This is a genomic window from Pontimicrobium sp. SW4 (assembly GCF_039954625.1).
GTDB lineage: Bacteria > Bacteroidota > Bacteroidia > Flavobacteriales > Flavobacteriaceae > Pontimicrobium.
Genome location: NZ_CP157199.1, coordinates 1,090,580 through 1,106,868, shown reverse-complemented (window position 1 = coordinate 1,106,868; position 16,289 = coordinate 1,090,580). Strand labels below are relative to the sequence as shown.

Annotated in this window: 11 protein-coding genes and 1 tRNA gene; 6 read left to right on the top strand and 6 right to left on the bottom strand. The window is 32.2% G+C overall.

Going from position 1 to position 16,289, the window contains the following annotated elements; all coding sequences use genetic code 11:
* The first annotated feature begins 1 nt into the window (after position 1).
* From fmt to ABGB03_RS05265, 3 genes are all read left to right on the top strand, one after another.
* Positions 2–952 (top strand): methionyl-tRNA formyltransferase, encoded by a 951-nt coding sequence (gene fmt / locus ABGB03_RS05275; protein ID WP_347925448.1) that lies wholly within the window; start codon positions 2–4, stop codon positions 950–952.
* A gap of 190 nt (positions 953–1,142) precedes the next feature.
* Positions 1,143–1,415: an HU family DNA-binding protein gene (locus ABGB03_RS05270; protein ID WP_347925446.1), complete on the top strand. Its 273-nt coding sequence runs from the start codon at positions 1,143–1,145 to the stop codon at positions 1,413–1,415.
* Positions 1,416–1,539: 124 nt separating this feature from the next.
* Positions 1,540–2,100 (top strand): YqgE/AlgH family protein, encoded by a 561-nt coding sequence (locus ABGB03_RS05265; RefSeq protein ID WP_347925445.1) that lies wholly within the window; start codon positions 1,540–1,542, stop codon positions 2,098–2,100.
* Here ABGB03_RS05265 and ABGB03_RS05260 read toward each other — a convergent pair.
* Both ABGB03_RS05260 and ABGB03_RS05255 read right to left on the bottom strand, forming a co-directional pair.
* Positions 2,097–2,942, bottom strand: coding sequence for an aminotransferase class IV (locus ABGB03_RS05260; RefSeq protein WP_347925443.1), 846 nt, complete (start codon positions 2,940–2,942; stop codon positions 2,097–2,099). The genes ABGB03_RS05265 and ABGB03_RS05260 overlap by 4 nt on opposite strands.
* Before the next feature lie 52 nt (positions 2,943–2,994).
* The gene (locus ABGB03_RS05255) at positions 2,995–3,381 is read right to left on the bottom strand and encodes an START-like domain-containing protein (RefSeq protein WP_347925441.1); all 387 of its coding nucleotides are present in this window, start codon (positions 3,379–3,381) and stop codon (positions 2,995–2,997) included.
* Positions 3,382–3,515: 134 nt separating this feature from the next.
* Here ABGB03_RS05255 and ABGB03_RS05250 point away from each other — a divergent pair.
* Positions 3,516–3,589: transfer RNA gene (locus ABGB03_RS05250), tRNA-Met, on the top strand.
* A gap of 88 nt (positions 3,590–3,677) precedes the next feature.
* Here the strand turns inward: ABGB03_RS05250 and alr are convergent.
* Entirely contained in the window at positions 3,678–4,901 is a 1,224-nt protein-coding gene (alr, locus tag ABGB03_RS05245; protein WP_347925439.1) for an alanine racemase, read from the bottom strand.
* 256 nt (positions 4,902–5,157) lie between these two features.
* On the opposite strand from alr, the gene ABGB03_RS05240 reads away from it, so the two are divergent.
* Positions 5,158–7,593 (top strand): M14 family zinc carboxypeptidase, encoded by a 2,436-nt coding sequence (locus ABGB03_RS05240; RefSeq protein ID WP_347925437.1) that lies wholly within the window; start codon positions 5,158–5,160, stop codon positions 7,591–7,593.
* A gap of 340 nt (positions 7,594–7,933) precedes the next feature.
* Positions 7,934–13,198, top strand: coding sequence for a choice-of-anchor D domain-containing protein (locus ABGB03_RS05235; RefSeq protein WP_347925435.1), 5,265 nt, complete (start codon positions 7,934–7,936; stop codon positions 13,196–13,198).
* Between the two features lie 69 nt (positions 13,199–13,267).
* Here ABGB03_RS05235 and hisS read toward each other — a convergent pair whose 3' ends face one another.
* The 3 genes from hisS to ABGB03_RS05220 all read right to left on the bottom strand — a co-directional run bounded on the left by hisS (position 13,268) and on the right by ABGB03_RS05220 (position 16,264).
* Positions 13,268–14,638, bottom strand: a complete 1,371-nt coding sequence (gene hisS / locus ABGB03_RS05230; RefSeq protein ID WP_347925434.1) for a histidine--tRNA ligase — start codon at positions 14,636–14,638, stop codon at positions 13,268–13,270.
* A 248-nt stretch (positions 14,639–14,886) separates the two neighbouring features.
* A complete protein-coding gene (locus ABGB03_RS05225; protein ID WP_347925433.1) occupies positions 14,887–15,357 on the bottom strand; it encodes a DUF6495 family protein in 471 nt (156 codons plus the stop codon).
* A gap of 19 nt (positions 15,358–15,376) precedes the next feature.
* Positions 15,377–16,264 (bottom strand): glycerophosphodiester phosphodiesterase family protein, encoded by an 888-nt coding sequence (locus ABGB03_RS05220; protein WP_347925432.1) that lies wholly within the window; start codon positions 16,262–16,264, stop codon positions 15,377–15,379.
* Positions 16,265–16,289 lie beyond the last annotated feature (25 nt).

The following is a 16,289-nucleotide window of genomic DNA, read 5'->3' as shown; positions in this document are numbered from 1 at the left end:
TATGACAAAAGATTTAAGAATTGTATTTATGGGAACACCCGATTTTGCAGTTACTATTTTAAAATCGTTAGTAGAAAACGACTATAATATAGTAGGCGTAATTACAGCACCTGACAAACCAGCAGGAAGAGGAAGAAAACTTCATGAAAGTCCTGTGAAAGAGTATGCAAAATCTATTGGGTTAAACATTTTACAACCAACAAATCTAAAAAATGACCATTTTATTGAAAAACTAAAGTCCTTAGAGGCTAGCCTCCAAATTGTTGTAGCATTTAGAATGTTACCAAAAATAGTTTGGCAAATGCCAGAGTATGGCACATTTAATTTGCATGCATCATTATTACCAAATTATAGAGGTGCAGCTCCAATTAATTGGGCTATTATTAATGGAGAAACAAAAACTGGAGTTTCTACTTTTTTTATAGATGAACATATTGATACAGGAGAAATGATTCTTCAATCTGAAGTAGAGATATCACCAGATGAAACTTCAGGTGTTTTACATGATAAATTAATGCATTTAGGAAGTGAATTAGTTATAAAGACTGTCGAGTTAATAAAAAAGGGTACAGTTAAAACGATTCCACAACCAAAAAATGTCAAAATAAAAACAGCACACAAACTAAATAAAGATAATTGCAAAATAGATTGGACAGACTCGCTCGATAATATCTATAATAAAATAAGAGGATTATGTCCATATCCAGCAGCATGGAGTTTGTTAGATAATGGAGATAGCGAATTAAACCTTAAGGTCTATAAAGTCGAAAAACAAAAGCAAGATCATAGTTTTAGTATTGGAGAAATTGTAAGCTCAAAAAAATCTGTGAAAGTAGCTGTGAAAAATGGATTTATAATATTAAAAGAAATTAAACTTCCTGGAAAGCGCAAAATGGATATTATTTCACTTCTTAATGGTTATACATTTAATAAAGATGCAAAAATGCTCTAAACCCTTGTGATTGCTGATATTACAAATTTTAAGTGAAAATTAGTCGTCTTTATTAACAATTGCATTAAGTTATCAACAAAAACACGTTTTTCCCTTGCTATTACTTGTGTGAATGGATTATACGTATAATTTTGTGTAGGATTTAACAAAAAAGTTAACCCAAATAATAAACAATTTAAAACTTAATTTTATGAACAAAACAGATTTAATCAATGGAATGGCAGAAAACGCTGGAATTACTAAAGCTGCTGCTAAAAAAGCATTAGATGGTCTATTAATTGACATTGAAGGAGCATTACAAAAAGGAAACAGAGTTTCTTTAGTAGGTTTTGGATCATGGTCAGTTACAAGAAGAGCTGCTAGAGATGGAAGAAATCCACAAACAGGAAAAACTATAAAAATCAAAGCTAAAAACGTTGTAAAGTTTAAAGCTGGATCTGATTTAGGTAATGCTGTAAACTAAAAAGTAAGCATAATTTTATATTAAAAGGTTCGTTGAATAACGAACCTTTTTTAGTTTAAGAGCGCTACAAAATATTGCTTTTTAAATAAATATGTATTAGATTGTAGATATAAACTTAGTGAATATGGTTAATCATAACCCAAAAAAAGGCCATTTGCTCATAGCTGAACCATCCATTTTAGGGGATGTCTCTTTTAATCGATCTGTGATTTTATTAGCCGACCACAATGAAGAAGGATCTATAGGTTTTATACTAAACAAACCGCTGGATTACACTATCAGTGATTTAATTCCAGAAATAGAAGGTGCTTTTAAGATTTATAACGGAGGTCCTGTGGAGCAGGATAATTTATATTTTATTCATAAAGTTCCTGAGTTAATTCCAAATAGCATAGAAATATCTAATGGTATTTATTGGGGAGGTGATTTTGAAAAAGTTACTGAACTTATTAATAATAATACCTTAAGCAATAATGATATTAGATTCTTTTTAGGATATACAGGTTGGGAAAACAAGCAACTTGCTAGTGAGTTGCTTTCTAATACTTGGATAGTAGCAGCTAATGTTTATAAAAAATCCATTATTGAAAAAAATGATGTGAATTTTTGGAAAGAAAAAATGCTCGAATTGGGAGGCGAATATAGTATTTGGTCCAATGCGCCTGAAAACCCTAGCTATAACTAAGTTAACCTTACTTTTACATTCAATTTAGCTAATACACTTTTAGAAAAACTGATTGAGAATTGCTTTTTTCTATAATTAGTTATTGGTTGTATTCCAGAAATTACATTTGTTAAAAACAGTTCATCTGCTTGCTGTAATTCAAATGGAGAAATAGAAGTTTCTTCAATAGTATAATCGGGAATTTGCCTAATTTTCTCAATAATTTGCTTTCTCATAATACCTTTTACACAACCATCACTTATTGGTGGTGTTTTAATATTTTTCCCTTTAACTAAAAAGATATTCGAATTTAGCGCTTCAACAACACTTTTATTAGTATTTAGCAATAAACAATTATCGAGTTTGTTTTCTTTAGCATATATACCTCCTATTACATTGATAAGCCTGTTATTGCTTTTCAAAGTAGATAATAAACTAGGTGATATATAGTGATCTTTATAAAGATCCACTTTAAATGTTTCTTCATTAAACTCATAAAAATCATCATCCAAGATCTTTGTAGTAATGAGATAAGAAATATCATTAGTACTAGGCGTATATAATCCTTCGCTCTCTCTATAAACAACTAGTTTTGCTCTTACAGGTTTCTGTTTTTGATTATTAGTCTCAACAAGCTTTAAAATTTCATTTTCAAGAAATTCTAGAGTAAAACTAATTGGTATTTCCATTCTTAAAATACGCATTGAAGCCATTAATCTAAAATAATGATCTTCAAAAAAAAGTATTTTAGAATGTGATATTTTAATTGTTTCAAAAACAGCATCCCCATAATTAAAACCTCTGTTATTTATTGGAAGAGAAGCCGTTGTTTCTTGTAAAATGTTTCCGTTAATATTTACCATAAAAAAAGTCCCGAATAAATCGGGACAAATATAATTTATTTAATAAGAATAGTTATGCTGATCCCAGTACTTGCTTTAAATCTGAAATTTGATTTTCCCAAAGCATTTTTACTTCATCTACTTCATCTTTATCAGCAAAATCTGTTACCATTAATGACACATCTTTAGTAATATCATCTACCTGAATTCTAATTTCAAAATAAGCTGCATCATCTTCACCATTTTGCCATTTAAACTTTACACGTTCTCCGTTTTTTTTACTTAAAAGCTTAGCTTGCTCCTCACTATCATCCCATATAAAGGTGAATAGCTCGCCTCTTGAATTTACATTATCTGCAAACCATTCGGACAACCCAGATGGTGTTGAAATGTATTGATATAGTAATTGAGGTGATGCATGTATTGGAAACTCTAAGTCAATTTTTATTTTATCATCCATAAATTCTAAAAAAAATTAGATGGTTAATATATACATTAATTATTTAGTTTTAAAACTAAAAATTAAAAATATTTTTGTTGGGTTAATATTTGCTCTAAATCATTTTGTTTTTATATTTGCAGCCGCAATGATATGGCGAGATAGCTCAGTTGGTTAGAGCGTTGGATTCATAACCCAGAGGTCCCGAGTTCAAATCTCGGTCTCGCTACTAAAGATAAAACCTGATACTAAGTATCAGGTTTTTTTATTTAAAGCTTCAAAGTTAACTTTCAAATTAAAAAGCATACAAGAATTATCTAAACAATACTTTTTGGTAATCGAGAGCTTAAATGCATTAAAATATCATACACTGAAGTACCAGTTACATCTGAAATATGATTTGGATGAATCTCAATGTGATCTGGTCCTTCTAAAATTGCCACATCTCCTACTTCAACCTCTTTACTGCTTCCAAGTTCAATTATAGTATGACTAGCACTCACAGCTCCAATAACTGGATATACCTTACCATTCACCAAAATTTTTGCTCCCTTAACAGCATTACGTATATAACCATCGGCATGTCCAATTGGAATTGTAGCTACCCATACTGGTTTTTTTGCAATATAATTACGTCCGTAACTCACACTATCTCCAACACGTAGTTGCTCAACTCTAACAATTCTCGCCTTAAATCTATAAGCAACTTTCAGTTCTGAAATCTTTTTTTCTTTCTCATAATATGTAGGATAAGCACCATATAAACTAATTCCTGGTCTTACCATATCTAAAGCCGAATCTGGAAAATGAAAAATAGCATTGGAAGATGCCGCATGCAGCTTACCTATATCAATTCCTTTTTTTGATACTTCATTACTTAAGCTTTTCAGTCTCTCTAATTGAATTTTATCATACTCAGGCTCTTCAGTAAATCCCATAAATGCACCAAGAATATTAATGTTTTTACTTGAAGCAATATTTTCGATCCAAGGAAGAGCTTTATGATAAGGAATTCCCATACGGCTCATTCCTGTATCAATATATAAATGAACATTCACTGGCTTACCAGCTTTTACAGATATTTCATCAAGTAGCTTATGCATTCCTTCATTATATATTGATAATTGTATATCATGGGAAACTAATGTTTCAAAATCTTTATCAGTTGTCATTCCCATGTGTAATATTGGCTTGCGTATTCCAGCATTTCTAACAGCTAAACAAACGTCAGTTTTTACAGCTGCAAAACCAACAATTTCTGGCATTTCTTCTAATATTTTAGCCACATTTACATCACCTAACCCATAACCATTATTTTTTATAACTGCCATAATGGGCCTATTTCCTGAAAGCTTATATAAAGCTTTTACATTGTGTTTTATAGCTTCGGGTATTATTTCAATCCATGGATCAAATCTATCATTATCTATATCTAAGGAAGATTCTTTAATTAATGAGGCTTTAGAAGTAAAGGAGGGAAAAAGTACTATAGATGTTAATAAAGCGCCTGACTTTAAAAAAACTCTTCGGGTATTCTTCATTTTATTGATTTAAATCGAGTTATTACTAATGAACAATATACAGAATGCCAACTACTTATACAATAAAGCTATGCCTTCTCAAATCAAAAAAAGCACTAACTATTATTCTTACATCTATTTTTAGTAAACAGCTTATTTTTAATGCTTTAATTATTTTATCGCAAAAGAATATTGCATTTAATCGGATTTTTATGCATTTTATAGATAATAATTATATATTAGCAAAAAATTTCTAAAAACTTTAACCCTAAGTCTAATGAAAAAAATTACTCTTATTCCTATTTTATTTATGCTTATTTGCAGCAATATTTATGCGCAAAATACAGCTAAACAAAAAGCAGAAGCTTACCTAGAAACTAAAGGAGAAGTATGCTTTACATTTAAAGCCAACTCAATTGAACAATTGGAAGAAATTTCTTCATTTTTATCTTTAGGACATAAACCTATTAAAAGAGGTGAATTAATAGTTGAAGCTTATGCTAACAAAAAAACATTTTCGAAATTCTTAGAATATGGATTATCATACGACGTATCAAAGAATGATAATGAATTGCCATTTAATCCACATGTAAGTGAATCATCTAAAAAAGACTTACTAGTACAAACAGAAAACTCAAGACGAAGAGCAGGTTGGGATACAACTTGGGACTCTTACCCTAAATATTCTGAATATGTTGCAAAAATGAATTACTATGCAACAAACTATCCAACTTTATGCTCTTTAGAAAGTATTGGAACAACACAAAGCGGTAGAGAGCTATTAGTATTAAAAATTACTGATAATGTGTCCGTTAATGAAGGGGAACCTGAATTTTTCTATACTTCTACAATGCATGGTGATGAATTAGTAGGTTTTCCGTTAATGATTAGGTTAATTGACTATTTACTAACAAACTATGGCACAGATACTGAAGTTACCAACATAGTTAACTCAACTGAAATCTACATCAATCCTAATGCTAATCCAGATGGATCATATAGATTAGGTGATACTGATGTAATTAGTAGCCCAATAAGAGCTAACGATAGTGGTCAAGATTTAAACAGAAATTACCCTGATAATGTAGCTGGATTACACTATGATGGTACTTATGAAGATGAAACTATAGCATTTATTAATTATGCCAAAAGCAAAAACTTTGTGCTATCTGCAAATTTACATGGAGGTACTGAATTAGTTAATTACCCTTATGATAATGCTTATGTAAGTCAATATACTCATGCTGATACTGATTACTTTGAATATATTTCTGTTGAGTATGCTACAAACGCACAAAACAATAGTCCTTCTGGATATATGACAGCTGACGATGATTCACATTATATTGTGAGTCCAGGTGTAACTCATGGTGCAGAATGGTACAGAGTTTATGGAGGAAGACAAGATTTTATGAATTTTTATCATGGAGATAAAGAAGTTACTCTTGAATTATCAGATACTAAATGGGTAAGTGGTCCAAATTTACCTGCTCATTGGACATATAATAAACAAGCTTTCTTAGACTTTATAAAGCAAGCAAACTACGGAATACAAGGATTTATAACTGATGAGTCTGGAAATCCAGTTGTAGCAAAAATAGAAATTGTAGGACATGATAAATTAAATACATTTAGAATGTCAGAATCTGGTCTAGGCGAATACCAAAAATTAGTAAAAGGAGGTACATATAATGTTACTTATTCAGCACCTGGATATATATCACAAACAATTTCTACAACTGTAGTAGACAATGCTACAACCATACAAAATGTAACTCTAGTAGCAACTACATCTGCACCAACAGCTAGTGATGTAACAATTAATAGTGGAGAAACTGCATCTTTATCAGCTACAGGCTCAGGTACAATTAATTGGTATGAAAATATTGATGATACTACACCTGTATATGTAGGAGCAAATTATACTACTCCTACTTTAACAGCAACTAGATCGTATTTTGCTGAAGATGAAATTACAAAAGGAAACGTAGGCTCAACCGATAATGCTGTAAATGGAGGTTTCTTTGCTGGTGGATCTACTGAGCGTTATTTAGTTTTTGATGCAACAGAAATTGTTAGATTAAATAAAGTTACCATTAACGCTCAACAAGCTGGTGAAATTGAAGTACAATTACAAGATAACACTGGTAAGGTATTAGATGCAGAAATTATCCTTGTTGAAAATTCAGGAGTACAACAAATCGATTTAGATTTTTTAATACCTATAGGTACAGATTTAAGACTAGTAAGTGTTAATATGTCTACAGGGTTTAACCTATATAGAAATAATGCAGCAGTAAGCTACCCATATACTAATGGTTCAATTTCTATAAAAAATAGTAATGCTGGTACAGGATTTTATTATTTCTTTTATGATTGGGAAATTGAAAATATAGTAAGCCCAAGAAGTGAAGTAGTAGTAACTGTTGAAGACCCTTTAAATATCAAAGATAACATTCTTAATCTAGCAAATGTATATCCAAACCCTTTTAAAAACTCAATAGATATAGAGCTACCATTAAACGTAAATAGTGATAATGTAGAACTTATTCTATATGACATTAGAAGTAGAGCAATCAATACAACATCAACAAATAACAATGGAAAGCTTAGAATTAGCTCATTAAATACACTATCTCAAGGTGCATATTTTCTTAAGATAACTGATACTAATACTGGGAAAAATGTTATTAAAAAACTTATAAAAAATTAAATTTTTAAATATATAGTAATAAAAAAGGCGACCTTATTAAGTCGCCTTTTTTATTACTATAAGTTAACTCATTTATTATAAATGATTAACTCTTAACCCTAAATGGTATAGATTAAGTATATTCTTACGAAATCTTCTTTTTTATAGTAGAAAAAAGCCTTAAAAACAAATAAATAGTAAAAAATCATTAAAAATGAGTTAAATCTTAAAAAAATAAACAATTGATAATCAATATTTTAATTTTACAACTTACCGTTTATCGATTTTATTTGCATTTCATGGATTACTAGTATATATTTGCTTAAATTTTAATTAGTCCCAAACTAATATTTAACCTCTTATGAAAAAAAATACTTTTTTAATAAGGTCTAGTATACTTATATTAGGTATGCTACTTTCAACGAATGCTTCTTCACAAACATCAGAAGTTATTGTTTCTGTTAATTGGCCTAGTTGGTCTGGAGAAAATCGTGTAGTAATCTATACCCCAGGAGGGACAACTATAGCTACAATTGATGATGCTTATGATGGAGGCAATCGAACTTATAGCACCTCATTAAACTTGGGATGCTTAAGTGATGCCTCAAATTATTATATCATCATGTATGACATCTATGGAGACGGTTGGAATGGTGGTGCATCTAATGTTACAATTACTTCAGGAGGAGCTACTGTATTAACTAATTCTGGAGCGGGGGCTAATGCTTCTGGAACAACAGTTTATTTTAATGTATCTGGTGGAGGAGGAGCTTGCGTTCTAACTCCCGAAATAAACATCCAAGGTAATGCTGTATCTATTGTTGATGGAGATACAACACCTTCACTAACTGATGATACAAATTTTGGTAATATAGATGTAGCAGCAGGATCTAATGCTAACACATTTACTATTCAAAATACTGATACTGGAGTACTTAACCTAACTGGTACTGGACCTACCTATGTAGCAGTTTCTGGTACTCATGCTGCTGATTTTAGTGTTACTACAAACCCAACAACACCAATTGCTGCTTCTGGAAGTACGACTTTTACAGTAACCTTTAACCCAAGTGCTGCTGGTTTAAGAACAGCTACACTAACTATTGCTAATGACGATAGTGATGAAAACCCTTATAATTTTGATATTCAAGGCTATGGGACTTCAACTGTTCAAGAAATAAATATAACTGGAAACTCTGTAGATATAGTAAATAATGACTTAACCCCATCTTTGACAGATGGTACAGATTTTGGAAATGTACATATAACTGGTGTTACAAACGTAAACACTTTTACTATCGAAAATTTAGGAACTGTAAATAATTTAAACCTAACTGGTATTTCACCTTATGTAGTAGTTTCTGGAACAAATGCAGCCGATTTTACAGTAACAACTATTCCAAATACACCAATTTCTGCTGCTAGTAATACAACATTTGCAATAACTTTTGACCCTAGCGCAGTAGGGTTAAGATCTGCAACGTTAACCATTGCAAATAATGATAGTGATGAATTCACATATGTATTTAATATTCAAGGAACTGGAATAAACACTGAAGCTCCTGGAGGTGTTACTACAAATTTAGGATTATGGCTTAAAGGAACTGATGGATTAGCATATACTGATGGACAAAGTGTAGGTTTGTGGAGTGACCAAGGAAATGGAGCTGATGCAACGGTAAATACTGCTGGTCAAGAGCCTACTTACCGAGATAACGCGACAAAGAACGTTAATTTTAACCCTGTTGTAGAATTTGATAATTCTTATGCTACATATACTTTAGATGGTGACTTTTCATTTGACGATACATCCACACAATTTTTAGAAGGCACAAGCGGTATGTATACCCAAGAAATATTTGTAGTTATGATACCGGATGATACTCCAATAAACAACAGTTATGGTTTTTTTGATGTGTTTTGTGGTGATGAGAATCCAGGAACTAACGAAACTGATGCCACTGGTATTGGTACTGGAGATTTTACTGGTCGTTTTACTGATGAAATAATATGCTTTTCCGTTGGTACTACTAATGCTGGTTTAGGATATGGTGTTGCAGAAATTGGAACAGGTAGTTCTTATAATAATATTGGTATTATTAATGCACGAAATAATGCTGGTGCAACACAACAAGAGTTATATTATAATGCAAATAATATTGAAACTACACAAAATGACATTCCAGATTTTTCTAATGTAACTAATTCAAGATATTGGATTGGGCGAAGTGAAGGTTGGGAAGCAAGTTTAAATGCTCGAATGGCAGAAATCATCACCTTTTCATCTAGAAAAAGTGATGCCGACTTAACTGATGAACGTAATAGAATACAATCTTATTTAGGCATAAAATATGGTATTACTTTAGGTGTTAATGGTACCTCTCAAGATTATGTAGATAGTGATGGAACTGTTATTTGGGATCAATCTGAAAATAGTGGTTATAATTATGACATTGCTGGTATTGGTCGTGATGCAAGTTCTGGGCTTAACCAAAAACAATCTAGTAGTGTAAATAATGCAACTGATGGCACAGGGCCTATTGAGGGCATATTGACCATTGGGCTTTCAGACATATATGCCACAAATAACTTAAATAAATCAAGTAACCCTACAGAACTAAATGATAAAGAATATTTAGTTTGGGGTAATAATGGTGCAGATTTAAACTTAGCAGCTTCTGTAATAAATGTCGATATGAGTTCTGGTATAGGTGGATTATCAACTCCAGTAACTTTTACTGGGATGCAACGTATTTGGAAAGTAGTAGAAAATGGTGGTGATATCCCTTCCGTATCGGTTAGAATACCTCAAAATGCCATTAGAAACATCTCTCCTCCTGGAAGTTATTTAATGTTTATTTCAGATACACCTATATTTGATCCTACTGCCGATTATAGAGTAATGACTCCTGACGGAAGCGGGAACTTGGAAACAGATTATGATTTTAATAGTACAAAATACATCACTTTTGGCTATGCTCCTCAAGTAATTGTAGAACGCTCAATTTATTTTGATGGCGTTGTAGATTATGTAGATGTTGAAGATAATTTAGATTTAAATACATCAGCCTTTACTATCTCTGCATGGATTAAAAGAGACACAGGCACTACAAATGCCTCTATTGTTTCAAAAAGAGATAATGCATTTACTGAAGGATATGATTTAAGAATAAATGCAACTGGAAGACTTGTATTTACTTATAATGGTGGTGCAGTTACTTTAACTTCTTCTGTGGCTATTCCAGAAAATGAATGGCACCAAGTAGCAGTAATTTATAATAGTGGTACTGCAACTTTATTTATTGACGGTGTTGCTGATACTTCTGCATCATCTTTAGCGGCACCAGTAGCAACATCACGAAAATTCCTAATGGCAGCGGCTGATGGCTACGACCCTAATACAACTGATTATTTTGCGGGAAATATTGATGAAGTTAGAGTATGGGATACTGCGCTTACTTCTGGTCAACTTAGATATATCATGAATCAGGAAATATCTAATGATGCTACTTTAGCATTAGAGTATGGTGATGTAATACCTACTTCTATAACAAATAACGAAATAAGTGCTGTTCCTTGGGCTAGTTTAGCAGGATATTATCCTATGTCTGTATATACGTATACAAATACAAATGATTTGTCAGGTAATAATCACCAAGGTGCCTTAAGAAATTTAAATACTGTCGATTTTCAAACTGCTCCACTACCATATCAATCACAAGCTAATGGTCCTTGGACTACTGATGCTACTTGGTTAAACAATAGTGTACAGACATTACCAAATGCTTTATCTATTGTAGACGGAGTAACTCCTATAGATTGGAATATTGTAGAAACAAATCATAACATTACTATAGATACTAATGCAGGTCTTGGCCGTGAGCGTTCAGTTTTAGGGCTAATAGTATCCAGTAATGAATTACAAGTCAATGGTAATACTGCTGCTGGCACTGGTAATGGATTAACCGTTACACATTACTTAAAAATTGATGGTACTATAGACCTTGAAGGAGAATCGCAATTAATACAAACAAATCTTAGTGACTTAGACGCTACATCTAGTGGTACATTAGAACGTGATCAACAAGGTACTGCCGATTTGTATACCTATAACTATTGGGCTGCACCTGTAGGTGTTAGTAATGCAACAACAAACAATAATAATTATACACTCCCTGATGTACTCAACGATGGAACAACTCCTGCTACACCTTTAGGTATTAGTTGGCTAACTTCTGGTTATGATGGAACTTCTGGATCGCCTGTTGGAATTGCTGATTATTGGATATGGAAATATGCTAACCAAGTAACCGACAATTATCCATCATGGCAACATGTGAGAAGTACAGGATCATTACAACCTGGTGAAGGTTTTACTATGAAAGGAACTACTGATACTGGTGGCGCTATTTCAACCGAACAAAATTATGTTTTTAATGGAAAACCTCATAATGCTGATATAACATTAACGTTATCTGCTGGTAATGATTATTTAATTGGAAATCCATATGCCTCAGCAATTGATGCAGATGAATTTATACTAGATAATATTAGCGATGGCGCTGGTAGAGCTCCTTCAAATATTATTGATGGTGCCCTATATTTTTGGGAACATTTTGCTAGTTCTACACATGTTCTATCACAGTACCAAGGAGGCTATGGCACCTATACACTTATAGGTGGTACAACCGCCATCTCCAACGATATTCGTATTAATAACACTGGAGCTTCAGGTGTGAAAACACCTCAGCAATATATTCCTGTTGGACAAGGATTCTTTGTTACGGCAGATACTGGTGGAACAATAACTTTTAAAAACAGTCAGCGTACTTTTAGAACTGAAGCTTCAGATCCTTCAGTGTTTATGAGAAGTGGTGGTGACAAAAAAGGAAAAAACACTGTTTCAAATAACAACACTAGAACTAGTGACAAAGTTGATTTACGTGAAAAAATAAGGTTGATGTATGACTCTCCTAAAGGGTATCACAGACAACTATTAGTTGGAGCAGATAGTAATACTACTGATGGTCATGATATTGGATATGACGCTCCAATTATCGACATCAACGAAGAAGATATGTATTGGACTATTGATGACAACTATTTTACTATTCAAGGCGTAAGCGATTTTAATGATGATAGAATAATTCCTTTTGCTGTAAAAGTAGAACAAGAAGGTACTGCAACTATTAGAATAGATTATTTAGAAAATATTTCTAAAAACACAATTATTTATCTGCATGATAAAGAATTAGAAGTATATCATGAACTTAAAGAGGGTGACTATCAAGTATATCTTACACCTGGTGAGCATCTCGAAAGATTCGAAATTAGCTTTGGAACTAGTGAAGAAGAAGAGGAAGAAGAGCCTATTCAAGAAGAATCTACTATTGTTGATACTCATTACTCTAATAGTATTAAAAGTATCATAATTATTAATCCTTCAAATAGAAATATTAATGGTGTAGAAATGATTAACATACTTGGACAATCTGTTTACAAAAACGAAAGTGTTAACAATAGTAGTTATAATGAAGTAAGAGTCCAAAACATTAATGCAGGAGCATATATAATAACTATAAAAACTGAAAAAGAAACAATTATTAAAAAAGTAATTGTCGAATAAAATTGCTCTGAAAACTTAAATTTATTAGTTAGTTAAAATTAAATGGCTCCAATTTCTTGGAGCCATTTATTATTTAACTTTATTTAGAAGTTCATCAAGCGAGCATTTTTGCTGTTCACCTGAACTCATTTCCTTAAGGGTATATTGATTATTTTTAAGTTCCTCCTCACCTACCAAAACAACATAAGGAATATCTCTTCTGTTTGCATAGGTCATTTGTTTTTTCATTTTTGCTGTGTCGGGATATAATTCTGCATTAAAGCCTTTTTCTCTTAAAGCCTTAATGGCTTTAAGACCAAATAAAGCTTCTTTATCTCCAAAATTTATAAATAACACATCTACTTTATTACTTACCGTTTCCGGAAATAAATTTAACTCTTCAAGAACCAAATAAATTCTATCTAAACCAAAACTAATACCAACGCCACTCACATTTGGCATTCCAAAAATGCCAGTAAGGTCATCGTAACGACCTCCACCACCAATAGAACCCATTTGTACACCTTCTGGTGCAGACACTTCAAATATAGCACCTGTGTAATAGTTTAGACCTCTTGCGAGGGTGACATCTAATTGCAATAATGCCGACTTTAATTGTAAAGTAGAAATAGCTTTATCTATAAACTCTAATTCTTCAATTCCTCTCAATCCAATTTCTGAAGTACTTAAAATTGTTTTTAAACTTCCAATTTGGTTACCAAAATCACCTTTTAAAGTAAACAGAGGTTGCAATTTAGAAATACCTTCTTCAGAAATGCCTTTACTTAACATCTCTTCTTTTACCTTCTCCTCTCCTATTTTATCCAACTTATCAAGGGCTACAGTAAAATCAATTAATTTATCTTGAGCGCCAATAACTTCAGCAATTCCAGATAAAATCTTACGATTATTAATTTTTATGGTTGTTCCTTTTAATCCTAAGTTGGTAAATACTTCATCATACAGTTGCACAAACTCCACCTCTTGCCATAACGATGTAGAACCAACCACATCGGCATCACATTGATAAAACTCTCTAAAACGTCCTTTCTGTGGTCTATCTGCCCTCCAAACTGGTTGAATTTGATAGCGCTTAAAAGGAAATACAATATCGTTTTGGTGTTGTACGACGTAGCGTGCAAATGGCACAGTCAAATCGTAACGTAGGGCTTTTTCAGAGATACTTGGAGTTAATTTATTTGAATCCTTCTCATTATAGGCATTTTCATTAGCTTTAGATAAGTAATCTCCAGAATTCAAAATCTTAAAAATCAATCTATCTCCTTCTTCCCCATACTTTCCCATTAAGGTATCCGAATTCTCGAAACTAGGTGTTTCTATGGGCTGAAATCCAAAACGTTCAAAACTAGACTTAATGGTATTAAATATGTAGTTACGTTTTGCAACTTGCTCTGGATTAAAATCTCTAGTCCCTTTTGGAATGCTTGGTTTTTGTGCCATATCAACTATCTGCGAAGGCAGGTATCTTTTTAATAATTATCGTAAAATATTCCTGCCTGCACTTCGACAAGCTCAGTGACTACTCAGGAATGACAAAAATAATTAATGAAATCGTCATTGCGAGCTTTTTCATTAGAAAACTTCTCGATACAATTCCTCATACTTCGGAATTACTCGAAGTGACTAATCGATTTATCATCCTCTAAAATAATTTGAAATAGATTCCTGCCTTCGCAGGAATGACAAAATTAATGTACCAACTTATCAAAATACTTAAACAAATCGCCTTTTGTAATAACTGACCCTTGCTGTATTAAAGCAAACTTATCTAGTTGCTTATCATCAGAGTACTCTTTTTTTGCCTGAAAGAGCTCCACTGTATCATCCATTAAATTTTCACGCAACCACGAAAACCCTTCTCTAGTGGTTAAATCTATAGCTGTATTAGTAACTTTTAAACCAATTAACTCTATTTGAGCTTCAGCTAAATGAAATAGATATATATGCTGTGGTGATATATTTTCTAAATATTCGGCTTTGGTTAGTACACCTTCCCAAACTAAATCGCTAAAAACGTCTAATTCTTGTTCAGCAACTTCTGGTTTATTAGTTTTAATATCTTTCCACTCGTCTGCTGTAATAGACTGTGTCGCTAAAAAGTTTATGAATTCTTGGTGTAGTTCTTCAAATTGTTCTTTGGATAATCTCGCGTACTTCATTTTAAAAAATCTATTCTTTTTATTTAATAATATTTAATGCGGCAGCAGCTTGAAAAGGTCTATCTGTTGCAAACACATCTATTCCTAGTTTACGCCATGTCATATATAAGTTATCTCCTCTAGTTTCAGCTTGTTTATCTAAGTTACCAAGCGTTCCTAGCATAGTTGTGATTCCTAATTGATGCAATTCGTTATACAATTTGACATCAGACAATCTAGTCCCAGTAAAAGCAATCATATTTTCTGTTGGAATATCAGTTTCTAACAACCGTTGTAATTCTTCTTGATTTCTGGCTGAAACTGATAATAATAAGTCTGGAGCTAATTGGTATGCTTTAATTGCTTGCTTTACATCATATGTAATAATCACTGAGGCATCCTCAGCTTGTTGTTCTCTAATCGCTTCTATGACTTCGGCAACGTCAACACTTCGCTTAATATCTACTGTAAGAATAGCATTATTATTTTTAGCCCATGCTAATACATCTATGAATTTTGGAATTTTAAACGTTGTTACATTTTCAAAATCATCTACTAAATTAAATGCTTGTAATTCTTGATATGTGTACTTCTCTATTCTATCTGTTCCAGTAGTGGTTCGTTCAAGTGTATTATCGTGCATTAATACCAAAACACCATCTTTGGTTTTTGCTACGTCAATTTCAAATACTGCTGAAATACTATCGTTTACATATTCAATTGTTTCTAAACAATTCTCAGGGTAATTTACTAATCCAACACCTCCACGATGCACACTTATAATTGGATCTTTACCTTCAGCATACTTAAAAGCTTCAATTAAGGCAGATGCTTTTACTCTACTAGTAACAATTTCATTAGTTCCACTAGGCTTTCCTTTGCAAGAAAAAATGATTAATAAGACTATAAATAGAGTAATACGTGACATGATGTAATATTTAAAAATTAAAAAA

What these genes read in the sequence shown, in the direction of transcription:
- fmt (WP_347925448.1), top strand. Translation starts at nt 2, where the DNA reads ATGACAAAAGATTTAAGAATTGTATTTATGGGAACACCCGATTTTGCA.
- ABGB03_RS05270 (WP_347925446.1), top strand. Translation starts at nt 1,143, where the DNA reads ATGAACAAAACAGATTTAATCAATGGAATGGCAGAAAACGCTGGAATT.
- ABGB03_RS05265 (WP_347925445.1), top strand. Translation starts at nt 1,540, where the DNA reads ATGGTTAATCATAACCCAAAAAAAGGCCATTTGCTCATAGCTGAACCA.
- ABGB03_RS05260 (WP_347925443.1), bottom strand. Translation starts at nt 2,942, where the DNA reads ATGGTAAATATTAACGGAAACATTTTACAAGAAACAACGGCTTCTCTT.
- ABGB03_RS05255 (WP_347925441.1), bottom strand. Translation starts at nt 3,381, where the DNA reads ATGGATGATAAAATAAAAATTGACTTAGAGTTTCCAATACATGCATCA.
- alr (WP_347925439.1), bottom strand. Translation starts at nt 4,901, where the DNA reads ATGAAGAATACCCGAAGAGTTTTTTTAAAGTCAGGCGCTTTATTAACA.
- ABGB03_RS05240 (WP_347925437.1), top strand. Translation starts at nt 5,158, where the DNA reads ATGAAAAAAATTACTCTTATTCCTATTTTATTTATGCTTATTTGCAGC.
- ABGB03_RS05235 (WP_347925435.1), top strand. Translation starts at nt 7,934, where the DNA reads ATGAAAAAAAATACTTTTTTAATAAGGTCTAGTATACTTATATTAGGT.
- hisS (WP_347925434.1), bottom strand. Translation starts at nt 14,638, where the DNA reads ATGGCACAAAAACCAAGCATTCCAAAAGGGACTAGAGATTTTAATCCA.
- ABGB03_RS05225 (WP_347925433.1), bottom strand. Translation starts at nt 15,357, where the DNA reads ATGAAGTACGCGAGATTATCCAAAGAACAATTTGAAGAACTACACCAA.
- ABGB03_RS05220 (WP_347925432.1), bottom strand. Translation starts at nt 16,264, where the DNA reads ATGTCACGTATTACTCTATTTATAGTCTTATTAATCATTTTTTCTTGC.